Origin of the sequence: Streptomyces achromogenes subsp. achromogenes (assembly GCF_000720835.1) — a bacterium.
GTDB classification, from domain to species: domain Bacteria; phylum Actinomycetota; class Actinomycetes; order Streptomycetales; family Streptomycetaceae; genus Streptomyces; species Streptomyces achromogenes.
This window is the reverse complement of the sequence record NZ_JODT01000125.1, coordinates 1-320: the sequence shown is the minus strand read 5'-3', so window position 1 is coordinate 320 and position 320 is coordinate 1. Positions and strand designations below refer to the sequence as shown.

The window sequence follows — 320 nt, the reverse complement described above, 5'->3', positions numbered from 1 at the left end:
CAAACTCCGCCTGGCCGAAGACGGCGAAACGGTCGTGGAACGGGTGGACTTCACCTGGGACGGCACGACGCTCTGCGAACAAACGACAAGGTCCGAGGCTTTCGCCCACCCGATCACCCTCACCTGGGACCACCAGGGCCTACGCCCTCTCGCCCAAACGGAACGCATCACCGCGGCCGAAGCCCCACAGCAGGAGATCGACTCCCGCTTCTTCGCCATCATCACCGACCTCGTCGGCACCCCGACCGAACTGCTGGACGAACAGGGCGACATCGCCTGGCACACCCGAAGCACCCTCTGGGGCACAACGGCCTGGTCGA

The 320-nt window shown here is 65.6% G+C and carries 1 protein-coding gene; it reads left to right on the top strand.

Features of this window, described 5'->3' with window-relative positions:
• The coding region (locus tag IH25_RS38275; RefSeq protein WP_037656521.1) for an RHS domain-containing protein at window positions 1-320 on the top strand (320 nt) is incomplete at both ends.